This is a genomic window from Streptomyces sp. NPDC096176, from assembly GCF_044763255.1.
Lineage (GTDB): Bacteria > Actinomycetota > Actinomycetes > Streptomycetales > Streptomycetaceae > Streptomyces.
Genome location: NZ_JBIWFV010000005.1, coordinates 224,488 through 249,735, shown reverse-complemented (window position 1 = coordinate 249,735; position 25,248 = coordinate 224,488). Strand labels below are relative to the sequence as shown.

Here is a 25,248-nt window from a genome sequence, read left to right as displayed (position 1 = left end):
CCCTTGCCCTCCGGGCGGTCCGCCCGGTGCGGCCTCACATGTTGCGTGGTGAGCGGTCCTCGGACAGGTCGAAGAGGTTGCCGCCGCTCTGGAGCACGCACAGGGCCCAGATGATGAAGCCCGAAAGCGCGATCATCACGACCGACCACACCGGGTAGTACGGCATGGAGAGGAAGTTGGCGATGATGACGAGTCCGGCGATGGCCACGCCGGTGACCCGCGCCCACACCGCGTTCCGGAGCAGCCCGATGCTGACGATCACGGCGATCGCGCCCAGCACGAGGTGGATCCAGCCCCAACTGGTCAGGTCGAACTCGAACACGTAGTTGGGCGTCGTGACGAAGATGTCGTCCTCGGCGATGGCCATGATGCCCCGGAAGATGGCGACCAGGCCGACGAGGAAAAGCATCACGGCCGCGAAGCCGGCCAGGCCGGTGGCCCACTCCTGCTTCGCCGTGTGTGCCGGCGGTGTGCGTGTCGCGGTCATTCTGCGCCTCGATTCGTGTTGCCCGGCTGCTCAGCGGCCGGGGGTGCGGGCGGTGGAGCCGGTGTGCTCCGCCTGGCCGGTCAGGACCAGTTCCTTGGCCCTGCGGAACTCCTCGTCCGTGATGTCGCCGCGGGCGCGGATCTCGGACAGCTTGGCGAGTTCGTCGACGCTGCTGGACCGACCCTTCCCGCCTGCGGCCTCCCTGATGTGGGCGTCGAAGGCTTCTTGGTGTGCTCGAGCCTGTGCTATTTCCCGGCGGCCCATGTTCTTGCCGCGGGCGATCACGTAGACGAAGACGCCCAGGAAGGGCAGCACGATGGTGAACACCAGCCAACCGGCCTTCGCCCACCCGCTCAGCGCATCGTCACGGAAGATGTCGGTGATGATGCGGAATAGCAGGATGAACCACATGATCCACAGGAAGAACACGAGCATGCTCCAGAAGACGCTCAGCAGGGGGTAGTCGTACGCGAGGTACGTCTGCGCGCTCATCTCTTTCCTCCGTCCCCGGCGCTCTCGTCCGGCCGCCGTTGCGTGCTGTCTTCAGCGTGGGTCGACAGGGGCCGGGTGGCCTCACCCGGCCCGGGTGAGCTTGCGCCTTCCGGCGACAGCCGGGACAGGCAGCCGGGTCGTGGCCCGCGACCGCAGGCCCACCGTGGCGCGCGCTGCCGTACGCCTTCGGGACACCGTGTGCCGGTCGACGCGCGCCCGAGGCCTGGTCTCCCGGCCGTGACTCACGGGGCCGCAGCCCGGTCCTCCCGTCCGGCGGCCGGGCCCGTGGCGGCCGCGAGGACCGCGAGGACGATCAGGAGGGCCACGGTGATGCCGAGGACGAGCGCCACTGCTCCAACCGTGGGGTGGTTCCAGAGGATCAGCGCCAGCGCCCCGGCGGCGATGACGATGCCGGTGGTCCACGCCCGGTGGCCCGTGAGCCAGTGTCCTGTGGATCCGGTGTGCACTCCGGCGCGATGCAGCGCCCGGCCGGCGGCCGTCGTGCTCCGTTCGGTCGTTGCCCGTACGGCGCGGGCGAGGCGACCGGGACCGTAGAGGTAGGCGGCCAGCGCCGTGATCACGAAGACGACCAGCAAGGTGCGGGTGGTGTTGCGCAGGAAGCGGACGAACATGTCGTAGATCGCGGCGGCGGCGTCGGGGGGCAGCGCCGAGGGTGGGACCGAGTCCAGATAGACCCGTCGTGCGAGGGCCAGGGCGACGAGCAGGAGCACCATCATCACGCCCAGCCCCGTGGCCGTGATCACCAGCATGACGCGGTGGGACGGAGCGGTCCACACGGCGAGCGCGGCCAAGGCCACGGTCACCACGGGCAGCCAGGTGCCGAGAATGTCCAGCAGCCGCATCGCGTCCTGCGCCTTGCCCAGCTCCTCGACCTGGAACAGCGTGATCGTCCGGTCGGAGTCCGGGATGGCGGCCGCCTTGTCGAAGCCCGCGTCGACGAGCCGCTGCCGCACCTGGTCGATGACCTCTCCCACGTCCAGTTGGACGGTGTCGCCCTCGGCGCGCACGGCACCCTTGTTGTCACCGGTGAGCATGTTCACCACCGCGGCGTGTGCCCGCCGGTTGGCGCCCTCCCACGCCTGCTGGAAGACGTCGCTGGTGATCACGCGGCTGACGGTGCGGTCCACGACGGTCCTGACCGCGTTGCGCAGTGGACCCGTGAGGGCGTCGGCCCCCTCCACGACACGGGGCGGTGCCCCGGCGTCTTGCAGGGCCCCGGCGAGCGCGTCCGTGATCGCCTCGACGTTCACGTTCTCCACCACGCGGTCCGTGAGCCGGTTGATCACGGCCTCCTGCACGGCCGGCTCGGACGCCAGCGGCGCGACGGTCGCCACGTACCGGTCGGTGTCGGAGACCGTGTCATGGACCCATGCCGCGACGACGGCCAGGGGCGCGAGCAGCAAGGCCACCAGGAGGAGGACCGAGGAGCCGGCCAGGCGTATCCGCCGGTGGTGCACTGCCGCGTGCCGGCGCAGTCGCTCGTACTCCGCTCGTTCCTCGGCGTTCATGACGTATTTCGGGGCGGAGTCGCCCGGGTCCGGTGGATCCAGGGTCGCGTCCGGGTTCATGGCTGCTCCTTTCCGTGGGTGCGCCGTCCTGGCCGCGGCGGCTGCGGCTCCGAATGACGGAGGGGAAGGCGACAGCACGGGTCCGGTGTGTCTGCCGCGCCCCGCCGGAGCGGCGGGGCGGGTGCGGTGTCAGGCGGACTCGGCGGGGGAGTGCGGCCCCGTGGTGTGCGTCTTTCGGAGCGCGGTCCGCCACGCGAGGGCGACCACCGCCTCGGCCAGACCGAGCAGGACGAGCCACAGGCCGAGCAGCCGGGTCAGGGCGCGGGCCGACTCCGCCGGCAGGGCGAGCACCACGATCCCCGCGACGATCCCGAGCACCGCGACACCCAGGACGACGCCGCGGTGCGGCAGATCCTTGGCGGCGATGGCCATGTAGAGCGTGAGGATGCCGGACACGACCCAGACGACGCCGACGATCAGCGAGAGTGCGGCAATGGTCTGCAACGGGTTCCGCAGGCACAGCACCCCGGCCAGGACGTACAGCACGGCGAGGAGCAGCCCTGGGAGCCGTTCACCGGGCTCCTCCCGGCCGAAGACGGCCACGAACCGGAACGCCCCGGTCACCAGCAGGTACAGGCCGATGAGGACTGCCATGACGTGCAGGGTCGCCTCCGGCCACACCAGCACCAGGATGCCCGGCACCAGCGTCGTGACGGCCGAGCCCAGGAGCCAGGTCCATGAACGGCCGAGCCTCGCCAGTGCTTGCGCGGGGTCGTCCAGCGGACCGGGGGTGCCCCCGTCGGGCTCGTGTTCCTGTCCAGTGCGCGATGCCGGACCACGCGGCATGGTCATGGCTCCTCCTCGCGTGATCGAGTGGTCGCTTCCGGACCGCCGACGGGGCGGCCTGTGACGGGGTGTGCGGTGGGGCGCTGTGCGACGGACCTTGACCGCTCCAGGGTCACGCCTGTGACCGGGTGCCGGGGTCACCCACCAAGGGTGATCCGTCGGCGCCGCCGTGGCGGTGAGGTGGAATCTCAAGGCGCCTGTCCCTCGGCCTTCCGGCTGGACGGAAAGATAGAGAGACGATATGAGCGATCCGAGCACTGCCCGGCCGGACCGCACCCGGTCCGGCCCGGACGCGCGCCGGCGGCGCCGGCCGCTTCGCCGCCGCCGGTGGGCGGCGGCCGTGGCCGCCGCCCGCGCCGTGCTCATCGCCGTCGGCCTCGTCACCGCCTACTACCTGCTGCCGCTGGATGAGCGCGGTACGGCCGGCGCGTCGGCGCTGCTCGTGTGCGGCCTGGTGGCGGTGCTGCTGGTGTTCGGGTGGGAGGTGTGGGCCATCGTGCGCTCACCCCACCCGCGCCTGAAGGCCGCCGAGGCCCTGGCTGCCACGCTCGCGCTGTTCCTGGTCCTCTTCGCCTGCGCCTACTACCTGCTGGACCTCTCCAGCGCGGGCTCCTTCAGCGAGCCGCTGACCAGGACGGACGCCCTGTACTTCACTCTCACCACCTTCAGCACCGTCGGCTTCGGGGACATCACGGCACGCTCCCAGACCGGGCGCGTGCTGACGATGCTGCAGATGGCGGGAGGGCTGCTTCTCGTTGGTGTCGCCGCACGGGTGCTGGCGAGCGCGGTCCAGGCGGGGCTGCGCCGGCAGCGCCGGGAGCCGTCGGCCCGGCCGCGTTCCGAGACTGATCCCGACACGCCGGACCGGGAGGCCGGACCATGACCGTACCCAGTGCTTTCACCGCGTCCATGCCCCCGGCCGAGCGAGCGGCGTACGGCAGGGACGCGCGATGGCGCGCGTCGCGTTCGTGCCACGGCTGGTACGAGACGGCGCGGCAACGACCCGACCCGATCGAGGTGATAGAGCGTCAGTCGGTTGAGCGAGTACCGGAGTTGGTGCCGATCCGCTACGGCCGCATGCTGGAGTCGCCGTTCCGCTTCTACCGCGGCGCGGCCGCGATCATGGCGGCCGACTTGGCGCCCCTCCCCAACACCGGGCTGCAGGTACAGCTCTGCGGGGACGCCCATCTGCTGAACTTCCGGCTGCTCGCCTCGCCGGAGCGCCATCTCGTCTTCGACATCAACGACTTCGACGAGACCCTGCCCGGCCCGTTCGAATGGGACGTCAAGCGGCTGGCAGCGAGCTTCGTGACAGCGAGCCGGGCGAACGGCTTCTCGTCCAAGGAGCAGAACAGGGCCGTGCGCGCCTGCGTGAAGGCGTACCGGGAGCGGATGCGCGAGTTCGCCGGCATGCGCACCCTGGACATCTGGTACGCCCAGGACGACGCCGACCGGATGCGGCAGCTGCAGGCCTCCTCGATGGACGAGGAGGCCAGGCGCCGTACCGCCAGAGCGACGGCGCGGGCCCGCACGCGTACCCATCTCCAGGCTTTCGCGAAGCTCACCCGTGTCACGGCCGAGGGCCGCCGCATCGCTCCGGACCCGCCGCTGATCACTCCGCTCGACCAGTTGCTGGCCGACCCGTCCGAGGAGGGGCGGGAGAAGGAGCTCCGGAGCCTCCTGGCCGGATATGCGCGGACCTTGCCGTCCGAACGCCGTCACCTGTTGCGTCACTACCGCCTGGTGGACATGGCCAGGAAGGTGGTGGGCGTCGGCAGTGTCGGTACGCGCTGCTGGATCCTGCTGCTGCTCGGCAGGGACGACGACGACCCGCTGCTGCTGCAGGCCAAGGAGGCCCAGGAGTCGGTGCTGGCCGCCCACAGGGGCGGCGAACGCTACGACAACCAGGGCCGCCGGGTGGTGGCCGGGCAGCGCCTGATGCAGACGGCCGGCGACATCTTCCTCGGCTGGACGCACGTCATGGGCCTCGACGGGCAGGAACGGGATTTCTACGTGCGCCAGCTGTGGGACTGGAAGGGCATCGCACGGCCGGAGACCATGGGGCCGGATCTGCTCTCCCTCTTCGGCCGGTTGTGCGGGGCATCCCTGGCACGGGCCCACGCCCGCTCGGGGGATCCCGTCGCCATCGCCGCCTACCTGGGCGGCAGCGATCGCTTCGACCGCGCGCTCACCGAGTTCGCCCAGTCCTACGCCGACCAGAACGAGCGGGACTTCGAGGCGCTGGAAGCCGCCGTCGGCTCCGGCCGGATCACGGTGGAGCGGCTCTGAGCAGATGCACAGCCTCCAGAGGCCGATCTGCTGCACGGCCTCCAGAGGCCGATCCGGTATCGGACACTTCCCGGTCCCCGCCGGTATCGGACACTCCCCGGTCCCGTCACTCCGGCAGCTGCCGCATCTCCAAGACACGCAGCCCCAGTGACTGGCAGCGTGCCAACAACCCGTACAGGTGCGCCTCGTCCACGACAGGGCCGAACAGGACGGTCTGGCCGGACATCACCACATGGCCCAGCTCCGGGAAGGCTTTGGCCAGTGTTTCCGACAGGTGTCCCTCGATTCGGATCTCGTAGCGCACGAGCTTGTCCTCCCACGGGCTCCCTGGATCAATGCGTCAGAACGATCTTGAAGGAGATGATCAACAGGCCGAGCAACAGGTTGACCAATGCGGTGGCGGCCACAAGCCGCCGCGAAGCACCGGCGCGGAGTGCCGCGGCAACGGACCAGCCCACCTGGCCGGCCACGGCGACGGCGAGAGCCAGCCAGAGGGCCCCGCGCACGTCCAGGCCCAGGATCGGGCTGACGGCCACCGCTGCGGCCGGCGGGACGGCGGCCTTGACGATCGGCCATTCGTCACGGCACACGTGCAGCACGACCCGGCGGTCGAGAGCCTGTTGCGCCAGGCGCGCCCCGAACAGCTGGGCATGCACGTGGGCGATCCAGAACACCAAGCCGGTGAGCAACAGCAGCAGCACCAGCTCGATGCGCGGGAAGGAGCCCAGCGTGCCGACGCCGATCACCACGGACGCCGCGAGCATGGATCCGTAGACGCCGCCCGTGTAGTCCGCCTGGGCCCGGCGCTCGGCACGGCGTGTCCGGCGGGCCGCGCCCGGGTCGTTTCCGGTCCTGGTCACCGGTGGCTCCCTCCGGACTCAGTGCGTCGATTCGGTCCCACTGCCGGCAGTGTCGGGATCCGGCCGCCGCGGACGGCTCTCCCGGGCGGTCGGCAGGTGCGGTGTGACGAGGAAGCCGGCGAGAGCGATGCCGCCGGTGGCCAGGATCGCCGCCTTCAAGCCGTCCAGCTGTGCGGAGGCGTAGGAGTCCGCGACGGCGTCGACCTCGGACGGCGGCAACCCGGCACGCTCGGCCGCCGAGCGCACCTGATCGGTGGAGACGAAGGTGACCCCGGCCTGGAGTGCGACACCGACCTGCTCGCGGGTCTCATCGGACAGCCGCGGATCGTCCGCCACCTGTGTGGTGAAGGCGTGGGCCAGCGCACCTATGAGGATCGACCCGATGAGCGCGGTGCCCAGCGCCGAGCCCAGATTCTGTGCCGTGAACTGGAGCCCTCCGGCCTCACTGCGTTCCTCCTCGCCGACGCTGGACTGGACGACGTTGCCCAGTTGCGAGGCGAGCAGACCGACGCCCACGCCCAGCAGGGCCATGGCTCCGGCGAACTGCGCGTCGTCGATGACAGGGTCGATGGTGGCCAGCAGCCACACAATGGCCGCCGCCAGGGTTGTCAGGGCCAGCCGGACCACCCGGCGCGGCCCCATCATCCGCCCCAGCGCGGACGCGCACAGGGAGGTCACCAGCATGGTGACGGACACCGGGAGCAGGCGCAGACCCGTCTGGAAGGCGTCGAAACCCTGAACCACCTGCAAGTACAGCGGGATGGTGAAGAACAGCCCCAGCAGGATCAGGTTCTGGCTCAGCAGCGTCATGAGGCCGGAGCGCAGCACGGGCCTGCCCAGCAGCGACAGGTGGACGAGGGGGTCGGCGCCCGCGTCGTCCCGCCGCCGCTCCCAGTACCGGAAGGCGGCCAGGACGGCCACCCCGGCGCCGACGACGAACAGCGTCGGGGCGAAACCGAGGACCGTGAAGGGCGGATTGCGGGGCTGCACCCATCCCCAGGTGCTGCTCTGCAGCACCCCGAGCACGCCCAGCCCCAGTCCGGCCGCCGAGAGCACCGCACCGACCCCGTCCAGCCGGGGCCGCCGGCCGGTCGGTGCCGGCGTCGCGATCACCCGGTGACAAAGCAGCATGGCCACGACGACCACGACCTCGCCGGCGAAGACGAGCCGCCAGGTCAGATATGTCGTCACCCAGCCGCCCAGCAGCGGGCCGACCGCGATCCCGGCGCCGGCGAGCCCGCCGATGATCGCGTAGGCGACGGCCCGGTCCGGCCCGCGGTACGACTCCGCGACGAGGGCCGCCATGGCCGGCAGCACCATGGCGGCTCCGAGCCCTTCGATGACGGACCAGCCCAGAGTGAGGACCCACAGCGTGGGTGCCGCAGCGGTCAGGGCCGACCCCACGCCATAGACGACCAGCCCCAGAAGGAACATGCGGCGACGCCCCAGTATGTCCCCGAACCTGCCACCGATGATCATGAACGCCGCCATGACCAGCGCATACAGAGTGATGACGGCCTGGATGGCGGTGACCTCTGTGTCGAAGTCCTCGACGAGCTGGCTGATGGACACGTTCATGACGGAGGTGTCCAGGACCATCAGGAACTGGGCCGTACCGAGGACGATCAGAGCCCGCCAGTGCTTCACGCTGTCCACCTCGCCGAGTCGGCCCGATACGGCGACGGAGCCGGCCGGGCAGTGGGCCGAGCACGCCCCGCCGCACCTCCCATCGCATCCGAGGAACACGCCCCGCGCCTCACCCGCCACGGGGGAAGCCCGTGCCCCTGCCGTGAGGGGAGGGCTGCAGCCTGTGATGTCCGGCCGGTGGGGAGGGCGGTCGCCGCCCCTTCTCACCGGCGCGCGTTCACAGCAGCCGGAGTTCGCGCGCGCGGCGCACCGCCTCGTTGCGCCGACTCACCGCCAACTTCCGGTAGACGCTTTTGAGGTGGGTCTTCACCGTGTTCACCGACACGAAAAGGTCGGCGGCGATCTCCTCGGTCGACATCATCCGGGCCAGCCGTTCCAGGACGTCGTGCTCGCGTCCGCTCAGCTCCGCCGCGACGAGCGGTGCGGGCAGCGACTCCGGCCGGAGCCGCTCACCGCGCCGGGACGGATCGGGGGCCAGCCAGCCCACTGCCAGCTCGTGGAGCGGCGCCATGGCAAGGAGAGGCCGGATCCACGCTCCGGCATCAAGGAACGGTCGCCGCAGCCGCTCCCGCCGGGCATCGAGGAGCGCCTGCGCCACGAGCCTGCGGGCGGCGGCGGTGTCTCCCGTAGCCGCAGCAACCTGAGCCCTCACCAGCGCTGCCCTCACGGTCACCGCCGGACCGGTACGGCCCTCGGCGCTGATGCTGTCGAGCAGGTCGACGGCCGCTCCGGGACGCCCTGCGACGAGCTGGAGCGCGGCGGCCTCCACGGCACACACCGGCTGGTCGCCGGACAGTCCCTGGAGCACCTCGGCGGCTCTGTCAGGGCGTCCTTCGGCCAGGTGGGCGGCGGAGGTGACGAGCACTTCATGGCTCGCCGCCCAGGGTGAGGCCACGGCGGCGGAGACGGCCGGGCCCGCCGCCTCGACGGCGGCTCGTGCCCTGCCTCTGGCCAACAGGAGGCGAGCTGTGGCGAGCGCCCGCCCGGCCGCCATCACCGGATCACGCGTTGCCGAGGGGAGCCGGGCCGTCTCGTCGAGGAGGGCCTGGGCCCGGCCCAGTTCATCACGATCGACAGCCACGGCGGCCAGTACCAGCCGTCCGATGCCGGACCCGGACGGCCGGGGCAGGCCGAGCCGCTCTGCCTCTGACACCGCCGCCAGTGCCTTGCGCTCCGCCCGGCCGGTCCAGCCGTTCAGGTAGTCCAGAAGGGCCAGGTGCCCCATCGACTCCTCGCGGGCCAGCACGGTGGGAGCTCCGCCGGGAGCACCGGCCACGGTGGTCAGGACAGCGCGTGCGTCCTCGAAACGCCCGGCCCACAGGCGTGCCGAGCCCAGGTGGGTCAGCAGGAGAGCGGTGAGTTCGGGATGTTTGGCCAACAGGCGCGCCGGGACTTCCTGCCGCAATTCACCGGCCGCTTCCGCGGCCCGTTCGGCCCGCGGGGGACACCCGGCCAGCCGGGCCGCCAGTGCCTCGAGCAGCGCACAGCTCAGCTGGGCGGCCGCCAAGCCGGGGGCGTCGTCGGTCAGACGCTCCTCGGCGTGACGCAGTCGTGCCAGACCACGATCGAGGTCGTACCGGGACAGGTCGTGGGCGGCGCGCACAAGGTCCGTCGCGGGGCTCCTGGCCTCGGGCCCCATCCGGGAGAACAACTGGACCAGGTCGTCCGAGCGCAGACCGGTGAAGAGCTGGCCGATCGCCAAGTCGTCTATGAGGGCACCGGCGGCGAGATCCCAGTCGCCCGCGACGGCGCTGTGGGCGAGCGTCTCCGGCAGGAATCCGGAACGACGCAGCCACCGCGCCGCCCGCTGGTGGAGCTCCGGCTCCAACCCGGGCAGGCGCACGCGCAGATGGGCCCGGAGTATCTCCCCGAACAGCGGGTGGAGCTCGTACCACGAGTGCCCGAGACGCTCGACGAACGCGTTCTCGCGATGCAGCCCGGCGAGAATGGGTTCGGCGTCGGTCCGGAGGGTCAGTGAGTTGGCCAGATCGGGACAGAAACGCTCCAGGATGCTGACGCGCAGCAGGAGGTCCTGTGCCTCCGGCGTCTGCCCCTTGAGAACCTCGGCCAGCAGGAAGTCCGCGACCGTACTGCGGTCTGCCTCGAACTCTTTCAGATAGAGCTCGGGGTCGGCGCTTCCCCGAGCCGCCAGGGCGGACAGGCGCAGGCCGGCGGCCCAGCCCCGGGTACGGTCCACCAGAGCCCGCGCGGCGTGGACCGGAAGGCTCAGACCATGCAGTTCAAGCAGTACGACGGCCTCATCGGCGGTGAAGGCCAGGTCGGCGGCGCGGATCTCCGTCACTTCGCCGGCCGCCCGGTAACGATGCAACGGAAGCAGTGGTTCGGTGCGGGTGGCGAGGACGAGGTGCAGCCCCCGCCCGGCGTGGTGCAGGACGAACGCCAGCTGCTCCGCGATCTCCGGCGCGGGCACGCGATCGTACTCGTCGAGCACGAGGACCACGGGCCGGTCGCGGTCGTTCAGCTCGGCGGCGAGCGCTGCCAGCAGCCTCCGGCTCACCCCGGAAGCGTCCTCGGGAACGCCGACCGCCTCGGCCGCTGGTGCACCGCAGGCGCGCAGGGTCTGAAGGACGTACGCCCAGAACACCCCGGGACGCCAGTCCCCCGCGTCGACGGTGAGCCAGGCGACCGGCGACCGCAGTCCGGCGGCCCAGTCGGCGGCCAGCAGGGTCTTGCCGGCTCCGGCCGCACCGTTGATCAGCGTCAACGGCGTCCCGAGAGCCTGATCGAGGTGGTCGACGAGTCGCTGCCGCCGCAGGAACGTGGCGGGTCTCGTGGGGACGGCGAACCGGGTGCGCAGAAACGGGTCTCCCAGCGGATCGGCGCACGGAACGTCCCGAACGACGGGCACCGTCGGTCCCAGAGCGTTCTCATAGGACTCCGACACGGCGCTCACCACCCCAGTCCGGCAGGGTCACGTCATAGCACTCCTCTCAGCATCCCAGTCTTACTGCCCGGACGCGCGACGCACCGGGCCATCGGCCCGTTCACCAGCCTTTTGCGGTCAACCGGGCGGATACACGGCCCGCATCGGCATGCGTGGGCCATCCGGTACGGGCACACGGCCCCCGGTCTTCCGCCGCCCGATCGCCCGTCTCGCAGCACGGGACGCCGGCGGCACCGACGAGGTCCCGACCCGTGCCGCACCTGCTGCCCTCCCCGCGTGTCCTGTCGACGAGACCGCTTCGTCCCGAAGCAACTCCGGATGGGTTGTCGTCAGGTGAGGGAGGAGGATGAGCGGCATGGCCATGGTGAAAGACATCGATGTCCGCGGCATGCAGCACTGCGAGACGACGGCGCTGGGCGTGCTTCTGAGGCATGAGGGACTCGACTTGTCCGAACCTATGCTGTTCGGGCTCGGCTCCGGGCTGTCCTTCATCTACTGGGACAGCAAAGCCATGGGTTTTCCCTTCCTGGGAGGTCGGGTCAAGCCGTTCGAGCTCACCAGGAACCTGGCCGCCGCCCTCGGGCTCGAGCTGCTCATCGGGGAGACCACCTCCCCGCGCAAGGCATGGCAGAACGTGGCGGCACCCATCGACGCCGGTCGGCCGGTCGGCCTGCAACTCGACAGCTACCACCTGGACTACTTCACCACCAAGGTGCACTTCGGCGGGCACGTCGTGGCCATGTACGGCTACGACGACCAGAACGCCTACCTGGTGGACACCGACCCGCAGGGCGGAGCCGTCTCCATCAGCCTGGCCGGCCTGGCCCGAGCCAGGGCCGAGCGCGGCCCCCTGACCGCCAAGCACCGCTCCTTCACCATCACAGCGCCCAGCAGCCCGACGCCACCGCAGGACCGGATCATCCCCGCGATCAAGACCTGCGCCGACGCCTTCCTGAACCCGCCCATCGCGAATCTGGGCCACCGGGGCATCGAGAAGACCGCCAAGCAAGTGCCGAAGTGGCTGCAGCGCAGCGACAATCCGCGGGAAGACCTGCCACGGACCGCCGTCCTCATGGAGAGGGCCGGCACCGGCGGCGCCCTGTTCCGCAATCTCTACCGGGACTTCCTCGCCGAGTGCGCCCAGCTGATCGACAGCCACCACCTGCGCACCGGCCACACCCTGTATACCGAAGCCGCCACCCTCTGGACACAGGTGGCCGTACTCGTCGCGACAGCAGGCGAATCCGGCGACGCGAAGCACCTCATGCAGGCCGGTTCCATCCTCCACGAGCTCTCGCGCATCGAACGCGATGCGATGCAGGCACTCAGCCTGCTCTAGCCAGGCGCCTCCTCCGCGGCGGTGGCGAGTGCTGCACCAAGCTCTCTCAGGAGGGCGACCTCCTCCTCCGTTCGGAGACCTTCAGGGCGAGGGTATGCGTGTGGAGAGCAGTACCCAGGCTCTCGCCATTCGCCTCGGCGTGACAGCGCCGGCGTTCGCAAGATCGCCGGTGCTGTGGCCCGTCGGAGATCCGCTCCGTCGGCGGTCATCTGAGACCCTCCCGAAGGACTGTGCCGCGCCCCCTTGTGCGCCCAGCCACCGCGCCGCAGGGTGTGTGCCGCTCACGACGGCGGAGCCCCCGGCCCGAAGCAAGGCCGGCGGCCTTGTGCCCCGGGGTGCGGACAGCCGTGTACTGGTGCCGGCCTGCCGATGCGGGGCGCACGGGCTGATCCTCTCGCGGGCCACCCAGGCACGGGGGTACACGTGCTTCTCAGCCACCCCACCTGGGGGATATACGTGTCCGATGAACGGACCTCGAGTTCTGCATAACGGTCTGGCGTCGCTCGCTGGGACTTTCCAATATTACTGACGGTTATGTGACTTGCCTCACTAAAGATCTCGTAAAGGTCGTGGTAGACATGCGCAACTCCGTCGGCCGCCGCCCCGCTCGGCCGCGGCACGGAGTGCCGGCTCCGGGCCGGCAGCAAGACCAGGGTGACCACGGTCCGAGTCCGCGGACCGTTCGCCCCGGGTCGCCGATCGGACAACGGCGTTCGCTCAAAGCCCGCACATCGACCGGCGCACACCCCTCCGCGCCGGTCCCGCGCCATCGAGGTAGCCAACGTGTCACTCGACTCCATGACCACATCCGTCGACGAAGCCGTCAGCGGATTCTTCGAGCCCATAGCCACATGGCTGGGTGAGGTCGTCTTCTACGCCGTCCCCGTGGGCGGGACCGACGTGCCGCTCATCGTCGCCTGGCTGGTGGTGGCCGGTCTGGTCTTCACCGGATGGTTCGGCTTCGTCCAGCTCCGCAAGTTCCGGCTCGCCATCGACGTGGTCAGAGGGAAGTACGACGAGAAGGGGTCGGCCGGTGAGGTCAACCACTTCCAGGCACTGACTGCCGCCGTCTCCGGCACCGTCGGGCTCGGCAACATCGCCGGTGTCGCCGTCGCCGTCTCCATCGGCGGCCCCGGTGCCACGTTCTGGATGGTCCTCTGCGGTCTGCTCGGCATGGCCACCAAGTTCGTCGAGGTCACCCTCGGCGTGAAGTACCGAGAGGTGCACGCCGACGGCACCGTCTCGGGCGGGCCGATGCACTACCTGCCCAAGGGCCTGACCGACCGGTTCGGCAAGAACGGCAAGACCCTCGGCAAGATCCTCGCCGTGCTCGCGTCGATCATGATCCTCTTCTTCGGCCTCTTCGGCGGAAACCTCTTCCAGGTCAACCAGTCCTACGCCCAGCTCGTCTCCGTCACCGGCGGCGAGAGCGGCATGATGGGCTCCTCGGCCGGCGCCCTGTTCTTCGGCATCCTGATCGCCGCGCTCGTCGGCATCGTGCTGCTCGGCGGCATCCGCTCCATCGCCTCGGTCACCAGCCGCCTCGTGCCCGCCATGGCCGGCATCTACATCGTGGCCTGCCTGGTCGTGATCCTGGTCAACATTTCCGCCGTGCCGTCCGCGATCGGCACGATCATCGAGGGCGCCTTCAACCCCGAGGGCGTCGCGGGCGGTGTGCTCGGTGCGCTGATCATCGGCTTCAAGCGGGCGGCGTTCTCCAACGAGGCCGGTCTCGGCTCCGCGCCGATCGCCCACTCCGCGGTGAAGACCAAGCACCCCGCCAGCGAGGGTCTGGTCGCGCTCCTCGAGCCCTTCATCGACACCGTGGTCATCTGCACCATGACCGCGCTGACCATCGTCGTGGCCAACCCCGCCAGCTGGGCCGAGGCCCGCAAGCAGGAGGGGTCGATCGGCGGAGTCACGATCACGTCGGACGCCTTCGCCACGGTGCTGCCCTGGTTCCCGTACATCCTCACGATCGCGGTCATGCTCTTCGCCATCTCGACCGTGCTCACCTGGGGCTACTACGGCCTCAAGGCGTGGACGTACCTCTTCGGCCGCAGCAAGGCCAGCGAGACCATCTACAAGGTCGTCTACACCCTGTTCGCCGTGGCCGGTTCGCTGCTCACGCTGCAGACGCTGATCGACATGGCCGACGCGGTGCTGTTCATGCTCGCCGTCATCAACATCATCGGCCTCTACCTGCTGGCGCCGGTCGTCAAGCGGGAGCTCAACTCCTTCCTGGAGTTCGTCCGCGCCCGCAAGGCCGGCGGGAGCCCGGAGGACGACGAAGACCAGGAGTCGGTGAAGAGCACCGTCTGACCCGGCTCCTGAGCGGGCCCGTCCACACCTCGCGCCTTGGTGTGGACGGGCCCGCTTGCCATGCCGTCTATGGCATTCCAGCAGGTGAAACACCGTCCGGCAGGGCTTGAACCAGCGGCTAGGGTGTGAACAACGCGTCAGTGCCCCCCTTCAGGCGGCGGCTTGGGACGCGCGGTGTGCCGGGAAGTCTGGTCGGCGTCCTAGGGCTCGTATGCCCTCATCCGACACCCGGAGGTCTCCCTGATGGCTGCCGCCCCTCGCGAACGTTCCCCCTTTCTCGGCCTGCTGCCGCTTCCGGAGCGCAATGCCGTGGTCCAGGCCCTCCGGACGGAAACGATCGGCGGGCTGGTGCTCCTGGCCGCCGCCGTAGTGGCGCTGGTCTGGGCGAACACACCGTGGAGCGGCGTCTACGAGCAAATCCGCGACTTCCACTTCGGCATACCGGCACTCGGGCTGGACCTCTCCGTGGAGCACTGGACAGCCGACGGACTCCTCAGCATCTTCTTCCTGGTCGCCGGGATCGAACTCAAGCGTGAACTGGTGGTCGGCGAGCTGCGCACCCCGGCCACAGCAGCGCTCCCGGTCATCGCTGCCCTCTGCGGCATGATCGTGCCCGCCGCCCTGTACGCCGGCACCGTCATGGCCGGTGGCGGCAGCATGGCCGGCTGGGCAGTCCCCATGGCCACCGACATCGCCTTCGCACTCGCCGTCCTGGCCGTCCTCAGCACCCACCTGCCTGCCGCGCTACGCGCCTTTCTGCTCACCCTCGCCGTCGTCGACGACCTGGGCGCGATCCTCATCATCGCCATCTTCTTCACCAGCGACCTGAACCTCCTGGCACTCGGCGGAGCCATCGCCGGCCTGGTCATCTTCTACCTGCTGCAGCGCTTCCGCGTGCGCGGCTGGTGGTGGTACGTCCCGCTCGGCATCGTCACCTGGGCGCTGATGTACAACGGCGGCGTCCACGCCACCGTCGCCGGTGTGGCCATGGGCCTGATCCTGCGCACCACCCGCGACAAGGGCGAGACCGCTTCACCCGCCGAGCGCACCTCGCACCTGCTCCATCCCGTCTCGGCCGGCGTCGCGGTCCCCTTGTTCGCTCTCTTCGCCGCGGGTGTCGGCCTCTCGGTCGCGTCGCTCGGCGAGGTCTTCACCGAACCAGAACCCCTCGGGGTCGTGTTGGGGCTGGTCATCGGCAAGACCCTGGGCATCTTCGCCGGCACCTATCTCGCCGCCCGGTTCACCCGTGCCCGGCTCAACCCGGACCTCGCCTGGGCGGACGTCCTCGCCCTCGCCGTCCTGGCCGGCATCGGCTTCACCGTTGCCCTGCTGATCGGCGAGCTCGCCTTCCCCGACCCGGCCGCCGCGGAGCATGTCAAGGCCGCAGTCCTGGTCGGTTCACTCATCGCCGCCGTCTCGGCGGCCTTCCTCATCAAGCGCCGCAACGGGATCTACCGACGCCTGTACGAGGAAGAGACCCGCGACGACGACGCCGACGGCATCCCCGACATCTATCAGCGAGCCGGCACCGGCGAGCACTGACATGCACGTTCGTTCGGGCACCACGCGGCGCCGCCTCGGCACTGGCCGTCGTAGCCGGCCGTGGCTGCTCTGGACTTCTGCTGTCTCACGCATCGCTCACGCATCCGGTGCCTTCGGCCAGCGGCGCTCCTGCCAAGGGCTGGGGCAAATGATGGGGCAGCTGAGTCGGCGGGACAGCGGGGCTCCGGCGCCAGTGCCGCTTCCCCTGTCGGGCCTGCGGTCGCGGCTGCGCTGACGGGCAACGGCAGTACCGAGCGGCAGAGCTCCAAGGGGCCAGGACGGGAGCGGACCGGCCTGCGTCCCCCAGAACCGCCGCCGGTCGGTTCGCCGACTGCGGCCGCCGGGCCCCGGCGCCGACCGGCGGTCTCTCCCCACTACCTGGGTGGGCTCGTTACCGAGTGGTTCGGCGGGAGGGGCCAATCAGCCGGCTCGGACGGTGTCGTCGAGGTCTTGGGCGTATGTCTCGATGGCACGCCGGTACTGGCGCACGTAAGGATCATCGCTGGTGGTGGCGAGTAGCTTGAGCAGGATTTGCATGGCTTCGTGGTGCTGGTTGGTATTGAACAGGGCCATGGCGAGGAAGGTCTGCAAGGCCCCGTCATCGGGGAACTCGGCCGCGCCTTGGCGGAGGGTAGTGACCGCCTCGGCGCACCGGCCGAGTATCCGGTAGGGGCTGCCGAGGCCGAGGAGAGCTCCGCGGCGGTCCTCTTCCGCCAGCTCTGTTCCCCGGAGGCTGCCTTCGTAGAAAGGGACGGCCTCCGCCTCCAGGCCCAGCACGTCATGGATCCATGCGGTTTGGTAGGCCACCTCGGCGTCCCCGGGGTGCTCGGCGGCCAAATCCAGCAACCGCCTCCGGGCCTCTTCGGGATTCCCCTGCTGGCGTAGGCGGATGGCTTCAGCCAGCAGCTCGCGTCCCGTGTGTCCGTTCATGTCCTCATCCTCTCGGTCGCCCGCCGACGACCAGGAGGGCCGGGTCGATCAGGCAGTTCGGAGTTAAGACAGCAGGCCCCCTGTGCTCGCCCGGGGCGGCGATGACGACCTTCTTGGTGCTGCCGTCGACGTGCGCGTGGGCTTGTGGCGGCATCGGTGAAGGCGCCGGACTTGATGACCATGTCCTGCCCCCAGCTCCCTCCACAGCAGTCGGCAGGGGAGCGTTCGGCGGAACAGCGTGCGCCTCATTGCCCGGCTGACCATCGAAAGACGGAGCGGCAGGCGACCGACGCACTGCCCGCCCTGACCCACGCCGACGGAACTCAACTGCGGGTACTGCCGGCCGTCGCCGACCACGGCGGCGGTATCCCCGCCATGACGCTCCGTCACAGGGCCTGGGAGACCTTGTAGGCGATGCCGCCTTCGACGAGATATCCCGACCGATACAGACCGTGCCGTTGAGCCACGCGTAAGGTTCGGCCCCTGTCTCGAAGAGCGGGTTGGTCCGGAAGTAGTAGTCGGCCGGGTTGATCTGGTACCGCTGGTCGGGGTCACCCTGCTGGACATGGCCCTGCACGACCCCGAACTCGGTTCCCAACTCGCCGCATCCATCCAGGCGCAGGAGAGCCACCTGATCGCGTTGTTCACTGGCAGATCACACAACGGGAAAGCCGTGACGTCGCATCAGGCGCAACGTCTGGTTACCGCGCTCAGGGCACTGTTCGTCGGTCTCACGCAGGGCGTGATCCTGGGCCTCGCCCCCGGTGCCGACGAGCAGTACTTCGCCGACACCGCCTGCGCCCTGGCGTCCAACGCGCCCCTCATCGATCAGGACGCCGACGCCCCTGTGTGATTCAGCCGCGTTGGTTCAGGGCTCTGGTCAGGTCCCGGTTGGCCTCCCTCGCGGCATCGAGATCGGATCGGGCCTCCTCCAACGCGGAGGTCAGTTCAACGTTGTGCTGCTCTAGCCTCGTGATCCTCCGCTGGAGCTCGTCGATGTCCGCCGGGGCTCCGAGCCCTGACTCCTGCCATGCCTGAGTCCCCAGCACCTGCGACAACCGCTTCTCCAACTGCTGGACGCGGGCGGCCAGGCGGGTGTTGCGGGCCTGGGCGTTGGCGAGATCGGCTTGGAGACGATGCCCGGCTCACCGGCGAGGTGCCGGCCGGGTCCTGAGCCGCCGGTTCGAGCTCGGCCGCATGGGCGGTTTCGAGCAGGTCGCGGTGACGATAGAGGAAGCTGCGACGACCCCGGCTTGCCGGGCGATGGCCGAGACGCTGATTGGCGTGCCGTTCCTCGCGGCGTTCTTCACTGCGGTGGCGACCCGCTGGCGGCGCCTCTCGGTGTCGGCCTGACGGCCGTCACGCATGGCAGGGATCACGGAAGCCTCCAGGGCCTGATACCGGGAAGCGGCTGGCCGACGCGGGGCATGCCCAGCATCACTGAGCGGCCGCGGCGGACCACGGCGACGGCTTCTTCGATCTGGGCACGTTCTTCGTCCGAGAGGTCGTCCAGGTCGGCCTTGACCCGGTTGATCAGACGGCGGACCCGGCTGATCTCCCCCCAAGACACGCAGCGCGAGGCGATCAGCCACATGGACCGGCTGCTCAACAGGACAGCCGGATAGCGTCGGTCAGACGGAGAGTCAGGCCCCCAGGGCGGCACCACCGGCATCATCACAGTCAGACGTAGATGTCAAAGACCCCCAGCCACGATCGGCTGGGGGTCTTTTCGCTTGTGCCCCCGGCAGGATTCGAACCTGCGACACCCGCTTTAGGAGCATGATCATAAGGTTACTCGTCTGTCCTTGTCCGGCTTGATGTTTCGCTGCTTTCGCAGGTCAGCGGCCTGGTGAGGGAAGGCGGGGGAGTGATCTTTCGCGATCCTTCGCGGGCTTTCTTTGTCCTGCTGTTCCCATCAGGTTCCCAACTGAGGTCTTGGGAAGGGTCTTCGAGAGTCGGCAGGAGTGTCTACGCAGCTCTGTCGCCCAGTCGGGTTTCCGTTGAGCACCGCAGATGCTTTGGAGGAGTAAACAGGCTCGCTCCCTTGGCCCGGGAGTTGAGCCAGTGGCCGTATTCGCAGGTCAGCAGCCTGATCACAGGCTAGCTCGTCTTGCTCCGTTCGGAACAGGATCTGCTCCGCCTGGGTTGTCTCCAGGCTCCCCCAGGTGCCGTACGGCGGCGACTTCTGCGGCCAGACGCTGCTGGGCGCGTTGGAGTCGTGCCCTGTGGTTCTTCAAGGCTTGTGTCAACGGCCAGTTCGTTCGACTCCGATCCACTTCTTGTGGCCCAGTCGCACAGAGCCACGGCAGTGGCGTGTCGGTGAGCCAGTCGGCGAGCGGCAGGGCGTTCGGGGCAACGCCGACGACCGGGACGCCGGACATCGGCTGGCGCGCCGGACCAGTCGACGGCGCTGCGACTTGTCGTCCTCGCGGACCGGCTGTACGCCGTTGAGGTGCCGGTCCTGGCCTCCGGGCTGCTCCACGGCCCGCTGTTCAGCGAGGAGACATTGAAGGGCGGCTACCGCAGGAAGGGCATCCGGGCAATCTCCCGGCTGACGGCGCCGACCGGGACGCTCAGCGGCTCGTCGAGCTCGTGTCCGGGCCCCGGGCGGCCAACTTCAGTACATCAAGGGCCAGTTCACACGCCCACGACACGCCTTCAGGCTCTCTTCAGGTCGAAACCTTAAGTTAACCCTGCAAATGATTTTGCAGGGTTATTGTGTTTCTTGGCTGATCATTGACTAAGCGTTGGCATGCTCTAGAGACGTGAACTACCTGGAGGGAGGCTCATGTTCCGAGGTACGACGGCCCGGACCGTGGTGTCGATCCTCGCCGCCGTCCTGCTCGGCCTTCAGGTCTTCGCGCCCACCGCATCCTTCGCATCTGCGCACACGGCCCGTCATGCCGTGGCTAAGGGCCAGCCCGGAATCAAGCCCTCCGGGAAGGCGCTGCGCGACGAGATCGTCACCTGCCGGGACGCCGGCCGCCACGGGGACCCGACCGGTCCCCTGCGCACCCGCGACCGGTACCGCACTGCCGCCGACTGTGCACCCGAGGCACCCGACCGTCCACACCTGAGGCAGGGGGCCTCGAAAGCGGGCGAGCCGGGCACATCCCGTACCGCGCACCACCGCACGTCGAGAGCCTCGGCAGCCCACTGTCCGGCGGCACTTCAGGTGTTCCGCTGCTGAGCAGCAGAGCAGTCCCCCCACCTGTCCTGTAAGCCGACGCGCCCCCACGGCGCGCCAGGAGGAATCACCACATCATGCAACCCCTCATCGACAACGCCCGCACGTTCGGACAGCGCCCTGAGGAGTTCGCCGGCCTCGCCAAAGGCCAGTCGCCCGAGGTCCTGTTCATCACCTGCGCCGACTCCCGGGTCGTCCCGGCCCTGATCACCGGTGCCCGCCCCGGCCAGCTCTTCGAACTGCGCACCGCGGGCAACATCGTCCCCCCGTACGCCTCCGGACACCCCACCAGCGAGGCGGCCACCATCGAGTACGCCGTGGAGGTCCTCGGCGTCCAGCACATCGTGGTCTGCGGCCACTCGCACTGCGGCGCCGTGGGCGCTGTGGTGCGCGGCGACGACCTGAACGCCGTACCCGCCGTGCGGGACTGGCTCGCGCACGCCGCGGACGCGCCCAAGTGCTCCGACCCCGCCGACCCGACGGTCGCCGAGGCTGTGCAGCACCACGTCCTGACGCAACTGCTGCGGCTGCGCTCCTACCCCTGCATCGACAAGCGCCTGCAGGCGAACCAACTCAGCCTGCGTGGCTGGTACTACGAGGTGCACACCGGAGCCGTGCGCGAACACCGCGCGGAGACCGACACGTTCCAGGCGCTGTGAGGGACACCATGACTGTGATGTCGAGGTTCCCTTACCTGCGGCAGGATTTCGCCGCCTCCATCGTCGTCTTCCTGGTCGCTGTGCCGTTGTGCGTCGGCGTGGCGGTCGCCTCCGGTGTCCCCGCGGAGCTGGGGATGGTCACCGGCATTGTGGGCGGGCTGGTCACCGGCTTTCTGCCCGGCAGCAGTCTTCAGGTGTCGGGGCCGGCGGCAGGCCTGACCGTGCTGGTCTTCGAGGCGGTCAGCGAGTTCGGAGTGGCCGCGCTCGGCGTGATCGTGCTGATGGCCGGGCTGCTCCAGCTCGCCATGGGCTTCCTCAAGGTGGGCCGCTGGTTCCGGGCGATATCCGTCGCCGTAGTGGAGGGCATGCTCTGCGGCATCGGTCTGGTGATCATCGCCGGCCAGCTCTACGCGGCGTCGGGCCTGAAGGCCCCGGAGACCGGCATCGGCAAGATCGTGGGCCTGCCCGGGGCGTTCGCCGACGCGCTCGGCAGCACCGAGGCCCTGACCTCGCTCGCGATCGGCGCGGGCACCGTCGCCGTCATCGTGCTGTGGAAGAAGATGCCGAAGAAGGTGCAGGCCGTGCCCGGCGCCCTTGCGGCGGTGATGCTGGCCACTCTCGCCTCGCTCGCCTTCAGCCTGCCGGTCGCCACCGTCGAGGTGGAGGGGCTGCTCGGCGTCATCCAGCCGCCCGGATCCGAGGCTTTCGGTGAGCTGGCCGGCCCGGCCATCTGGGGCACGATCATCGCGTTCGCGCTGATCGCCTCCGCCGAGTCGCTGTTCAGCGCGGCGGCCGTGGACCGGCTGCACGACGGTCCGCGCACCCAGTACAACAAGGAGATGATCGCCCAGGGTGCCGGCAACACGGTGTGCGGTCTGCTCGGCGCGCTGCCGATGACCGCGGTGATCGTGCGCAGCTCCGCGAACGTCCAGGCGGGCGCGAAGACCAAGGCGTCGCGGGTGCTGCACGGCGTGTGGATCCTGCTGTTCGCCGCCGCGCTGCCCTCCGCCCTGGCGCTGATCCCGCTGCCCGCCCTGGCCGGCATCCTGGTCCACGCGGGCTGGAAACTCATCCCGTTCCGCCAGATCGCGACGCTGTGGCGGGACCTCAAGGGTGAGGCGCTGATCCTCATCGTCACCGCCGTGTCGATCGTCGCAGTGAACATGTTCGAGGGCGTGCTCATCGGCCTGGCCCTTGCGGTGATCAAGACCGCCTGGGAAGCCTCGCACCTCAAGTTGGAGGTCATCGACAAGGGCGCCGGCCCGATCCAGGCGTACCTGTCGGGCAACGCGACCTTCCTGCGCCTACCGAAGATCCTCGACAGCCTGGAGGCGCTGCCCCAGGACCGGCCCGTCGAGCTGGATCTGTCCGGGCTGCACCACCTCGACCACGCCTGCCGCATGGCCCTGGAGAACTGGGCCGAGCGGCACAGCGAAACCGGCACCGAGCCGGTAAAGGTCACCTCGGCGAGCTGACACCCTAGGCCAGGCGGGGCGGTACGCAACCCATGTTGCCTACCGCCCGGCCTGACGGCCTGGGAAACGAATCACCCCGCAACCTGCGGCCGGCCCTCCGCGACACCAGAGGGTCGGCCGCTACGGCTGTCATCCGACCGCGTGGGCACAACCGTGCCCTTACCGAGCCTGGTTGGGCCTCGCAGTGACGCCCTGCGCTGCGGGCGCCGTCAAGGCCTGCGAGGAGGGTCTTGTCTCTTCGCCAGCCAGGCCAGTCGGGCGTGGCGGGACGCTTTCCGAGGTGCAACGTTGTCCACTTCGTGAGGCTCGTCCCCGAAGCGGGCCGCCTGGTCAATGGCAGGCGGGTCCGCAGGGCTCCAGGTGGCCTGCTTGCGAAGCAAAATGATGGCCTCGGCCATCACGTTCGCCACCAGACCGGCGGCCGTATCACCGTACGGCCTGCCGAAGACCGTAGTCGGCTCGTTGAAACCGTCAGCCCGCTCATCGCTCATACCGAGACTGTGTTCCCGCTCGGTGCTCCAGACAGCGTCGACTCACGGAACAGCGGCCTCAGAGAGGCCAATAGAGCCATCGCATCAACAATGATCGTCATCAATACAGGGCGTGACGTCACCCGTAGCGAGCACGTCAAGGGCGCGCCATGGCTCGGCTTCCGGCACGCTGCCGTCCTTCACGAGGCGGTCGATCGCCGCGCGTACTGCGGCAGCGAGCCCTCGATCATCCGGCGCTTCGCCCGACCCCGGCTCACTGCCCGCCCTCCGCCAGCCTGCGCTCCAGCCCCTGCCGCAGCTGATCCATCCGAGCCCGACGTTCCCCGTCCGTCAGGGCCGCAACGTCCGCCCCCTGATCCTGGGCCTCCGTCCCGGCCGCCGCTGGCACCTCGCCGACCGCCCGCCGCTCGATCTCCGTCGCGACCTGGATGTACCGCAGCAACTCCGACGGGGACAGCTCACGAGGGTCGAGGGCCTGGAGCCGCGCCAGGGCCTTGCTCTGCACGGCCTGCGCCAACTTCCTCCAACTCCACGTCCAGCCTCTGCAGCTTCACCTCGATCCCATGGCCTTCACGGCGGATGAACTGTCCCGCGCTCTGAAGCTCTCACGGGAAGCCAGCCAATTCCCAGTGGCCTCCCAGTTGTCTCGGTTCGAGCTCCGATCCGGTTCGGCTCCTGGCCGAGTCCTGGCCACGCCGAGCAGCACGTCAGCAGCTCCGGCATCCGTTTTCGGACTGTGCGCGTATGCCCCCTTGTGTGCGCCCCTCGCATCCGACCCAGCGTCTCGATCTTGTCGTGAGGCCACCGATGCGACGTAGGGGGAGAAGCCGTGGCAGAAGCAGCACAGGTATTCAAAGAACTCGTGCAGGCCTGGAGTGTGCAGATCAACTCGACCAGTGCGTTGGCGGGGGCCGTTTCAGACGCTGCCGCGAAGGACGACAAGGAACGGCAGGAGGACGGGCGCGAACCGCTTCGGCGGAAGCCGGTTGCGCAGCAGTCGCTGCCGTGTGAACGGTGGCTACCGGCGGCCGGTGAGGAGCGCGCTGAGGCGGTCGCCGATTACGGAGACACCAGGGCGGGGCTCGTTCGCGTAGTACCAGGGCTTGCGTCGGCGCAGCAGCGCCTCACCGTGCTCGCTCCAGGTGAATCCGGGCTTCCGCAGCAGCTTCCGGAACACCGCGTCGGCTGTCTCCGGGTGCGCGGCGGCCAGTCGGCGGATCGGCAGTGGCGCAATCGACCCCTCGCGCAGGTACGTGCGCAACAGGTCCTGATGCTGCCCACGGCTCGCGCGCACCGAGTCCGCGAAGAGGTCTCGCAACATCCCGTAGTCCGCGTAGAAGTTGAGCCCGTCGACCTGGTCATAGATGACGCCGATGGTGTGCGAATCCGCGAGTTCTCGCGGCAGCTCGAAGAACGGCAGGTCCAGGCCAGACAGCCGCCTGCCCCGGGCACGGTCGGACTGTCCGGCGACGGCTGCCTCTTGGCGGTGGCGGTAGTAGGCGTTGAGGAGGTCCTCGGCTTCGGCAGGCGGAAGGACCAGCTCATCGCCGCCGCAGAACTCGACGAACGCGGCCCGGTCCTCCCGCATCCGCTGCCATCCCTGCTCGAGCTTCTCGGGGTTGCGGAAGACCAGTTCGGGTTGGCTGGTGGCCAGGTTGAGAGCGGCCTGGGCGATCTCGGTGGCACTGGACTTGGGGTAGCTCGTCATCGCCCCGGATAACAGCCACGCCCCGCCGGCCGAGTGAACGGGTACCAGGCAGGTGTGGAGGAATCCTCCTTTGGACATGCCACGGAACGCCGCCCGCCCAACATTCGAGTACGTGCGGTACTCCAGGTCGTCGACCAGGTTCAGCAGGACGACGGCGTCCTTTTCCTCGCGCTGGATCTCGAAGATTCCCTCGACGGGGTCGCTCCAGCCGAGCAGCATCTCCCGGTCGACCGCGGTCAAGTCCTTCCGTCCGGCGACGAACCAGTCCACCACGGTCGAACCGTCCGGCAGGCGGTACCGCAGGATGAAGTGGTCGATGACCCGGGTCGCCTCGCCCTCGTCCAACTGCCGCTCAGGACCTGCGGCCTCAAGCAGGAGGGGCGTCAGCCACCGGTCAAAGCGGGTGCTTTGCCCGAAGGCGACCAGCTGCCCTTTCAACTCGGCACTGCGCTCGATGAGGTCGGTCAGCGACGGTTCGCCAGCGCCCTGCTGCGTGCCGTGTACGGCGTCAGCCATGTTCAGCCCTCCCAGACAAGCCGG

At 69.4% G+C, this 25,248-nt stretch carries 23 protein-coding genes and 2 pseudogenes; 11 read left to right on the top strand and 14 right to left on the bottom strand.

Annotated features, from left to right (window positions below; all coding sequences use genetic code 11):
• Positions 1 to 34: 34 nt before the first annotated feature.
• The 4 genes from ACIQ7Q_RS15895 to ACIQ7Q_RS15880 all read right to left on the bottom strand — a co-directional run bounded on the left by ACIQ7Q_RS15895 (position 35) and on the right by ACIQ7Q_RS15880 (position 3,360).
• On the bottom strand, positions 35 to 487 hold the full coding sequence (locus ACIQ7Q_RS15895) for a hypothetical protein (protein WP_403861186.1): 453 nt from the start codon (positions 485 to 487) through the stop codon (positions 35 to 37).
• Positions 488 to 517: 30 nt separating this feature from the next.
• Positions 518 to 979, bottom strand: a complete 462-nt coding sequence (locus ACIQ7Q_RS15890; protein ID WP_403861183.1) for an SHOCT domain-containing protein — start codon at positions 977 to 979, stop codon at positions 518 to 520.
• 242 nt (positions 980 to 1,221) lie between these two features.
• A complete protein-coding gene (locus ACIQ7Q_RS15885) occupies positions 1,222 to 2,568 on the bottom strand; it encodes a hypothetical protein (RefSeq protein WP_403861180.1) in 1,347 nt (448 codons plus the stop codon).
• 129 nt (positions 2,569 to 2,697) lie between these two features.
• Positions 2,698 to 3,360: an HdeD family acid-resistance protein gene (locus ACIQ7Q_RS15880; RefSeq protein WP_403861177.1), complete on the bottom strand. Its 663-nt coding sequence runs from the start codon at positions 3,358 to 3,360 to the stop codon at positions 2,698 to 2,700.
• Positions 3,361 to 3,595: 235 nt separating this feature from the next.
• Between ACIQ7Q_RS15880 and ACIQ7Q_RS15875 the strand changes: the two genes are divergently transcribed.
• Entirely contained in the window at positions 3,596 to 4,237 is a 642-nt protein-coding gene (locus tag ACIQ7Q_RS15875) for a potassium channel family protein (protein ID WP_403861174.1), read from the top strand.
• Entirely contained in the window at positions 4,234 to 5,643 is a 1,410-nt protein-coding gene (locus ACIQ7Q_RS15870) for a DUF2252 domain-containing protein (RefSeq protein WP_403861171.1), read from the top strand. Before ACIQ7Q_RS15875 ends, ACIQ7Q_RS15870 begins: the two co-directional genes overlap by 4 nt.
• 106 nt (positions 5,644 to 5,749) lie before the next feature.
• Here the strand turns inward: ACIQ7Q_RS15870 and ACIQ7Q_RS15865 are convergent, their stop codons facing one another.
• The 4 genes from ACIQ7Q_RS15865 to ACIQ7Q_RS15850 form a co-directional block, all read right to left on the bottom strand.
• Entirely contained in the window at positions 5,750 to 5,947 is a 198-nt protein-coding gene (locus ACIQ7Q_RS15865) for a hypothetical protein (protein ID WP_403861168.1), read from the bottom strand.
• A gap of 28 nt (positions 5,948 to 5,975) precedes the next feature.
• Positions 5,976 to 6,503 carry a hypothetical protein gene (locus tag ACIQ7Q_RS15860; RefSeq protein WP_403861165.1) on the bottom strand — a complete coding sequence of 176 codons (528 nt, stop codon included), beginning with the start codon at positions 6,501 to 6,503 and terminating at the stop codon, positions 5,976 to 5,978.
• 18 nt (positions 6,504 to 6,521) lie between these two features.
• Entirely contained in the window at positions 6,522 to 8,150 is a 1,629-nt protein-coding gene (locus ACIQ7Q_RS15855; protein WP_403861163.1) for an MFS transporter, read from the bottom strand.
• 217 nt (positions 8,151 to 8,367) lie between these two features.
• Positions 8,368 to 11,019, bottom strand: a complete 2,652-nt coding sequence (locus ACIQ7Q_RS15850) for a LuxR C-terminal-related transcriptional regulator (RefSeq protein ID WP_403862143.1) — start codon at positions 11,017 to 11,019, stop codon at positions 8,368 to 8,370.
• Between the two features lie 391 nt (positions 11,020 to 11,410).
• Here ACIQ7Q_RS15850 and ACIQ7Q_RS15845 point away from each other — a divergent pair, with 391 nt between their 5' ends.
• From ACIQ7Q_RS15845 to nhaA, 3 genes are all read left to right on the top strand, one after another.
• Positions 11,411 to 12,394, top strand: a complete 984-nt coding sequence (locus ACIQ7Q_RS15845; RefSeq protein WP_403861161.1) for a BtrH N-terminal domain-containing protein — start codon at positions 11,411 to 11,413, stop codon at positions 12,392 to 12,394.
• 783 nt (positions 12,395 to 13,177) lie between these two features.
• Positions 13,178 to 14,716, top strand: a complete 1,539-nt coding sequence (locus ACIQ7Q_RS15840) for an alanine/glycine:cation symporter family protein (protein WP_403861158.1) — start codon at positions 13,178 to 13,180, stop codon at positions 14,714 to 14,716.
• A gap of 243 nt (positions 14,717 to 14,959) precedes the next feature.
• Complete coding sequence (nhaA, locus tag ACIQ7Q_RS15835; protein WP_403861155.1) at positions 14,960 to 16,258, top strand: Na+/H+ antiporter NhaA; 1,299 nt, start codon at positions 14,960 to 14,962, stop codon at positions 16,256 to 16,258.
• Positions 16,259 to 16,678: 420 nt separating this feature from the next.
• On the opposite strand, the gene ACIQ7Q_RS15830 is transcribed toward nhaA, so the two are convergent.
• Both ACIQ7Q_RS15830 and ACIQ7Q_RS15825 read right to left on the bottom strand, forming a co-directional pair.
• On the bottom strand, positions 16,679 to 17,188 hold the full coding sequence (locus ACIQ7Q_RS15830; RefSeq protein ID WP_403861152.1) for a tetratricopeptide repeat protein: 510 nt from the start codon (positions 17,186 to 17,188) through the stop codon (positions 16,679 to 16,681).
• Positions 17,189 to 17,192: 4 nt separating this feature from the next.
• The gene (locus ACIQ7Q_RS15825; RefSeq protein ID WP_403862140.1) at positions 17,193 to 17,765 is read right to left on the bottom strand and encodes a DUF3237 family protein; all 573 of its coding nucleotides are present in this window, start codon (positions 17,763 to 17,765) and stop codon (positions 17,193 to 17,195) included.
• Here ACIQ7Q_RS15825 and ACIQ7Q_RS15820 point away from each other — a divergent pair.
• Positions 17,739 to 18,041 (top strand): annotated as a pseudogene (locus ACIQ7Q_RS15820) (TetR/AcrR family transcriptional regulator); the annotation flags it as partial. The gene ACIQ7Q_RS15825 and the pseudogene ACIQ7Q_RS15820 sit on opposite strands and share 27 nt — an antisense overlap.
• Positions 18,042 to 18,385: 344 nt before the next feature.
• Complete coding sequence (locus ACIQ7Q_RS15815; protein ID WP_403861149.1) at positions 18,386 to 18,541, top strand: hypothetical protein; 156 nt, start codon at positions 18,386 to 18,388, stop codon at positions 18,539 to 18,541.
• Positions 18,542 to 18,563: 22 nt separating this feature from the next.
• On the opposite strand, the gene ACIQ7Q_RS15810 is transcribed toward ACIQ7Q_RS15815, so the two are convergent.
• The gene (locus ACIQ7Q_RS15810) at positions 18,564 to 18,782 is read right to left on the bottom strand and encodes a hypothetical protein (protein ID WP_403861146.1); all 219 of its coding nucleotides are present in this window, start codon (positions 18,780 to 18,782) and stop codon (positions 18,564 to 18,566) included.
• A 798-nt stretch (positions 18,783 to 19,580) separates the two neighbouring features.
• On the opposite strand from ACIQ7Q_RS15810, the pseudogene ACIQ7Q_RS15805 reads away from it, so the two are divergent.
• The 4 genes and pseudogenes from ACIQ7Q_RS15805 to ACIQ7Q_RS15790 form a co-directional block, all read left to right on the top strand.
• Positions 19,581 to 19,777: pseudogene (locus ACIQ7Q_RS15805) on the top strand (cell division protein ZapE); the annotation flags it as partial.
• A gap of 199 nt (positions 19,778 to 19,976) precedes the next feature.
• Positions 19,977 to 20,378, top strand: a complete 402-nt coding sequence (locus ACIQ7Q_RS15800; protein WP_403861143.1) for a hypothetical protein — start codon at positions 19,977 to 19,979, stop codon at positions 20,376 to 20,378.
• A gap of 74 nt (positions 20,379 to 20,452) precedes the next feature.
• A complete protein-coding gene (locus tag ACIQ7Q_RS15795; protein ID WP_403861140.1) occupies positions 20,453 to 21,034 on the top strand; it encodes a carbonic anhydrase in 582 nt (193 codons plus the stop codon).
• A 17-nt stretch (positions 21,035 to 21,051) separates the two neighbouring features.
• Positions 21,052 to 22,509: a SulP family inorganic anion transporter gene (locus ACIQ7Q_RS15790; RefSeq protein WP_403861137.1), complete on the top strand. Its 1,458-nt coding sequence runs from the start codon at positions 21,052 to 21,054 to the stop codon at positions 22,507 to 22,509.
• Between the two features lie 209 nt (positions 22,510 to 22,718).
• On the opposite strand, the gene ACIQ7Q_RS15785 is transcribed toward ACIQ7Q_RS15790, so the two are convergent.
• The 3 genes from ACIQ7Q_RS15785 to ACIQ7Q_RS15775 form a co-directional block, all read right to left on the bottom strand.
• Positions 22,719 to 23,000, bottom strand: a complete 282-nt coding sequence (locus ACIQ7Q_RS15785) for a hypothetical protein (protein ID WP_403861134.1) — start codon at positions 22,998 to 23,000, stop codon at positions 22,719 to 22,721.
• 253 nt (positions 23,001 to 23,253) lie between these two features.
• Positions 23,254 to 23,505 (bottom strand): hypothetical protein, encoded by a 252-nt coding sequence (locus ACIQ7Q_RS15780; protein WP_403861131.1) that lies wholly within the window; start codon positions 23,503 to 23,505, stop codon positions 23,254 to 23,256.
• A gap of 513 nt (positions 23,506 to 24,018) precedes the next feature.
• The gene (locus ACIQ7Q_RS15775; protein WP_403861128.1) at positions 24,019 to 25,224 is read right to left on the bottom strand and encodes a hypothetical protein; all 1,206 of its coding nucleotides are present in this window, start codon (positions 25,222 to 25,224) and stop codon (positions 24,019 to 24,021) included.
• Positions 25,225 to 25,248 lie beyond the last annotated feature (24 nt).

Bases quoted from the DNA above. Each gene is read 5' to 3' on its own strand.
- ACIQ7Q_RS15895 (WP_403861186.1), bottom strand. From the start codon at position 487: ATGACCGCGACACGCACACCGCCGGCACACACGGCGAAGCAGGAGTGG.
- ACIQ7Q_RS15890 (WP_403861183.1), bottom strand. From the start codon at position 979: ATGAGCGCGCAGACGTACCTCGCGTACGACTACCCCCTGCTGAGCGTC.
- ACIQ7Q_RS15885 (WP_403861180.1), bottom strand. From the start codon at position 2,568: ATGAACCCGGACGCGACCCTGGATCCACCGGACCCGGGCGACTCCGCC.
- ACIQ7Q_RS15880 (WP_403861177.1), bottom strand. From the start codon at position 3,360: ATGACCATGCCGCGTGGTCCGGCATCGCGCACTGGACAGGAACACGAG.
- ACIQ7Q_RS15875 (WP_403861174.1), top strand. From the start codon at position 3,596: ATGAGCGATCCGAGCACTGCCCGGCCGGACCGCACCCGGTCCGGCCCG.
- ACIQ7Q_RS15870 (WP_403861171.1), top strand. From the start codon at position 4,234: ATGACCGTACCCAGTGCTTTCACCGCGTCCATGCCCCCGGCCGAGCGA.
- ACIQ7Q_RS15845 (WP_403861161.1), top strand. From the start codon at position 11,411: ATGGCCATGGTGAAAGACATCGATGTCCGCGGCATGCAGCACTGCGAG.
- nhaA (WP_403861155.1), top strand. From the start codon at position 14,960: ATGGCTGCCGCCCCTCGCGAACGTTCCCCCTTTCTCGGCCTGCTGCCG.
- ACIQ7Q_RS15830 (WP_403861152.1), bottom strand. From the start codon at position 17,188: ATGAACGGACACACGGGACGCGAGCTGCTGGCTGAAGCCATCCGCCTA.
- ACIQ7Q_RS15815 (WP_403861149.1), top strand. From the start codon at position 18,386: ATGGGCGGTTTCGAGCAGGTCGCGGTGACGATAGAGGAAGCTGCGACG.
- ACIQ7Q_RS15810 (WP_403861146.1), bottom strand. From the start codon at position 18,782: ATGTGGCTGATCGCCTCGCGCTGCGTGTCTTGGGGGGAGATCAGCCGG.
- ACIQ7Q_RS15800 (WP_403861143.1), top strand. From the start codon at position 19,977: ATGTTCCGAGGTACGACGGCCCGGACCGTGGTGTCGATCCTCGCCGCC.
- ACIQ7Q_RS15795 (WP_403861140.1), top strand. From the start codon at position 20,453: ATGCAACCCCTCATCGACAACGCCCGCACGTTCGGACAGCGCCCTGAG.
- ACIQ7Q_RS15790 (WP_403861137.1), top strand. From the start codon at position 21,052: ATGTCGAGGTTCCCTTACCTGCGGCAGGATTTCGCCGCCTCCATCGTC.
- ACIQ7Q_RS15785 (WP_403861134.1), bottom strand. From the start codon at position 23,000: ATGAGCGATGAGCGGGCTGACGGTTTCAACGAGCCGACTACGGTCTTC.
- ACIQ7Q_RS15775 (WP_403861128.1), bottom strand. From the start codon at position 25,224: ATGGCTGACGCCGTACACGGCACGCAGCAGGGCGCTGGCGAACCGTCG.